The 3,986-nt window shown below is 37.3% G+C and carries 4 protein-coding genes; 2 read left to right on the forward strand and 2 right to left on the reverse strand.

The features are described from left to right. Positions 1-234: 234 nt before the first annotated feature. Positions 235-786 carry a macro domain-containing protein gene (locus D7V20_RS18630; RefSeq protein WP_033134790.1) on the reverse strand — a complete coding sequence of 184 codons (552 nt, stop codon included), beginning with the start codon at positions 784-786 and terminating at the stop codon, positions 235-237. A 56-nt stretch (positions 787-842) separates the two neighbouring features. Here D7V20_RS18630 and D7V20_RS18635 point away from each other — a divergent pair, with 56 nt between their 5' ends. Further along, positions 843-1,319 carry a DUF1643 domain-containing protein gene (locus tag D7V20_RS18635; RefSeq protein WP_033134783.1) on the forward strand — a complete coding sequence of 159 codons (477 nt, stop codon included), beginning with the start codon at positions 843-845 and terminating at the stop codon, positions 1,317-1,319. Between the two features lie 576 nt (positions 1,320-1,895). Here the strand turns inward: D7V20_RS18635 and D7V20_RS18640 are convergent. Further along, a complete protein-coding gene (locus D7V20_RS18640; protein WP_079393426.1) occupies positions 1,896-3,221 on the reverse strand; it encodes an ISNCY family transposase in 1,326 nt (441 codons plus the stop codon). Between the two features lie 258 nt (positions 3,222-3,479). Between D7V20_RS18640 and D7V20_RS18650 the strand changes: the two genes are divergently transcribed. Continuing rightward, entirely contained in the window at positions 3,480-3,959 is a 480-nt protein-coding gene (locus tag D7V20_RS18650; protein WP_065995571.1) for an isochorismatase family protein, read from the forward strand. Positions 3,960-3,986 lie beyond the last annotated feature (27 nt).

Below are 3,986 nucleotides of genomic sequence, written 5' to 3' on the forward strand. Positions count from 1 at the left end.
CGGTATACCGATATTTACAAGTTAGTGAATAGCTTATTGGGATTAGCAACTAAATTTAGTTTAACTTATAAAAATCATGAAACACTGTTCGAATTTTAAGCGTGGAACGTGAAAAATCACAAAAAAAGCCCACCTTGGGGAAGGTGGGCTATCAACTAGAAACTACAGCATTGATTTCTAAGTGGAATTATAACGCATTTCGTATAAGGTGTATTATGTTAATTTTAGGAAAACTTAAATTAAGATTTCAATTTTAGGGTCATCAATATTTTCTAATATGCCCTTATAAATCTCGTAATTTACTATGTCATAGCAGACAAAAAAGACTTCTTTCACTTCATTATAAAAAGGTAATTCTGACAAGATAGTACCTATAGCAATTTCTGCTGCTAGCTGCTTAGGAAAGTTATAGACCCCAGTTCCCATATTCGGAACAGAAACTGTTTGAGCTTTAATTTCCTCTGCTTTTCTTAAAGCACTACTATAAGTATTACACAATAATTGTGGTTCATTTTTTTCACCATTTAGCCATCTAGGAGCAACCGCATGAATAACAAATTTAGCAGGTAGGTCACCTGCAACGGTTACTTCTGCACAGCCAGTCTGACAACCACCTTTTGTTTTATTTAGATGGATACAAGCCTCTTTCATCAGAGATCCTGCTTTTTTATGAATGATATAATCTAGGCCACCCCCACCTAATAAAGATTTATTTGCAGAACTAATAAGAGCATCTACTGGAAATTCTGTGATATCTCCATGAATTAAATTCACTTTCTTTTTCATAAGAATTAGAGGTTATGATACAAGATACATAATCATATATTTAAATAGAGGGGTTTATGGAAAAGGGTGCAATAATTTCAGATTGTAGTAAATATCGTTATTCACTTTGGCGTATTTGGGATAAAGAGAAACCTATATTTACATTTATTGGCCTAAATCCTTCAACAGCAGATCATATTCAAGATGATCCAACTATCAATCGCTGTATTAACTTTGCTAAAAGTTGGGGGGGGGGTGGCATCTACATGGCTAATCTTTTTGCATATAGAGCCACTGATCCACAAGAAATGATGTCTCAGGAAGATCCAATTGGCCCTGAAAATGATGCTTACTTGCAGCAATTAGCTACAGAATCTCATCAACTTATTGCTTGTTGGGGAAATGCTGGAATATTTAAAGACAGATCAACTTTTGTAAAACAACTTCTAAAAGATAAGCTCCATTATCTTAAATTAAATAAAAGTGGAGAACCTGGGCATCCTCTGTACATACATTCTTCAACAGAATTAAAGCCTTTTTTAGAACCCATTTAACATAATAGAGCTTATACGAAACGTACTCATAAATAGTTTTATATTTCAAAAAGTTATGCTATAAAAAATTGGGACGCAAAACCTAAAAAGCCGACTTGGAAACAAGTCGGCTTTTTTATGAACGGATTTGATACTTCTTGCCAATGTTTTTGATGATTTTTTAATCAAAATGAAACTTTAGTGTGCATTATCAATCCATAGAGAGCTTAAATCATCCCCAATTTCTGCGGACAACTCTTGGGATAAAAATAGGCCAACTTTGTAAGCTAAAACTTACATAGATTTAAGGATTTTGCGGATTGGTAATTCAAGGCATTAATCCTATGATGGCTATACAGGGAACAGGATGTTTCCAAAAAAACAAGAATAAGAAAGTAGCGCAAGGAATGGGCAGCACGAGATCAGCAAGACGAGCAACCCAATCTAAAAAAGCCCGACAGGATGTCGGGCTTTTTTATGTCTTGAATCTGGATTTCGTAGATGAGATTTTATGTTAAATGCATGACCAAAAAGCCCAATTTATGGGCTGTTATTCCTAAGTAGAAATGTCCTACCTAATAACCAAATAGAAATGTCCTATACAGACACTTCCAAGTCAAGCACAGGATTCAGATTTCGTTCTTTGATTACTGTTTTCTGTGCACGTCTGCTCGGCATCTTTTGAGAACGATTGCGTTTGTTTTGCTGTTCTAATTCTTCGTGCTGTTGTTGAATATGATTGAGAACAGCACCTAAACGTTTATTCTCAACAACCTCTCGCTGGTTGAGCTGACTTAATTTATCGAAGATGCTGTAATTGATTTTTCTTCCTTGATGTTCAATGGCTACCGTGCCATCCGGGTATTCCAGAAACTCAAGATACTTGCCGATCAACCTTTTATTTTCTTCGGTATTTTCCAGTAAATATACGCATTTATCATAAGTAATCGTCAGGCTGTTCGTGACTCTGCGGGGTTCACGCCAGGTAAAAACATCATCTAATTCTTCGGCTGTTTCAGTGACAGTCCGGTGTAGATCCTTGGGATTAAAGGCCATATTGGCAAATTTACGATTAAATTGCTCGATAAAGCAGGGCAGCCAGGCATTCGCTTGCTCAATCGAATAGATGCCTTCCAGGCGCATTTCTTTAATCAGACGGTCCTGAAGCGTTCTATTCGCCCGTTCTACACGGCCTTTGGCTTGTGGTGAATTGGCGAAGATGATATCGATATTGAGGGTACTGAGTACGCGTCCAAACTGGGTAATCTTGGTGTCTTTCTTGCTGCTTTGATTCACCCTGAAGACTGAATGTTTATCACTGTAAAACGCCAACGGCTTACCATGCTGCTCAACATACAAACGTGTTGAAATCATATAGTCAAATGCTGATTCCGACTCACAGAAACGTAAATGCTGTAATTTTCCTGTGGCATCATCGATAAATACCAGCAGACAGCACTTAGCAGCGCGTCCTTCAAACCAGTCATGGTGTGAGCCATCGATTTGAATCAGTTCACCATAACAATCTCGGTTATAACGAGGCTGATACGGGCGTTTCAGGCGCTTGGCGCGAGGAATCCACAGATCGGCTGCAATCATCCAGGAACGCAGTGTTTCCACTGAAATATCGAATCCATGAACAGTGGTGAGCTTTTCATGCGCTAAAGTGGGTCCGAAACCATGCAGTTGATCCGAAACAATATTGAGGCACTTGAGTCTGAGCTCTTCAGGAAGCCTGGAATTGCTGATTTGGCCACGTGCAGCATGTGCTAATGCAGCTGGGCCTTGAGCTTTGTATTTTTGCAATAAACGTCTGATCTGACGTTCTGAAATATGAAGTAGCTGAGCAGCTTGGGACTGGGTTATGCGTTGATCACAGATTTCTTGCAAGACCGACAATCGTTTAAGTTCTTTATCCGACATAGACACCAACATATCAAACCGTCCGCTAAGAAAATTGCAAAAGTGCATATTCTAAAAGCGGACATTTTTACTTTGGAGAAACCGGACATTTCTACTTGGGGCTTACATGGGCCTTTCGTATAAGGTGTATTATGTTAATTTTAGAGAAATTTAAAGCCCAACATAATTAATTAGGATTTAAGTATGTATTCAATTTCATGGACATTAAAGGCTTCTCTTTGATAAAATCAATTTACTAAAACTAATTTGTTATTATTTATGAAACCAGTCCTGTTAATAATTGATGTTCAATCAACTTTTAATCCTCCTAACTGGTTAATACAAAAATTAGAAAAATTGCTGCCTTCGGTTCATTCAATCGCGACTATAGAACTACATGATGAATCAATAGTTCCCTTCAAAAGCCAGCTAAATTGGGCTCCATCGGAATTTGATGAATGTCCACTAAAAGTAGAGAAAGTATTTATTAAGTATGGATATTCTCCAACAGATGACTTGATTCAGTATTTGAAAGGTTTAGATACTCAACAAGTTTATGTATGTGGTATCCAAACGGATACGTGTGTTCTTGCTGCTGGTTTTAGATTATTTGATGCTGGTCTTTTCCCCTGCTTAGTTACAGATTTAACTGTAGGTTCTTCTTTAGATCGAAGTGGAAATTTAGGAATTCAACTTTGGAAACATCATTTTAGATCAATTACTACATCTGAAAATTTATCTTCTAATACGATGATTTAACATAATGGCTGTTATACGAAACGAGAG

Origin of the sequence: Acinetobacter rongchengensis (genome assembly GCF_003611475.1) — a bacterium.
Lineage (GTDB): Bacteria > Pseudomonadota > Gammaproteobacteria > Pseudomonadales > Moraxellaceae > Acinetobacter > Acinetobacter rongchengensis.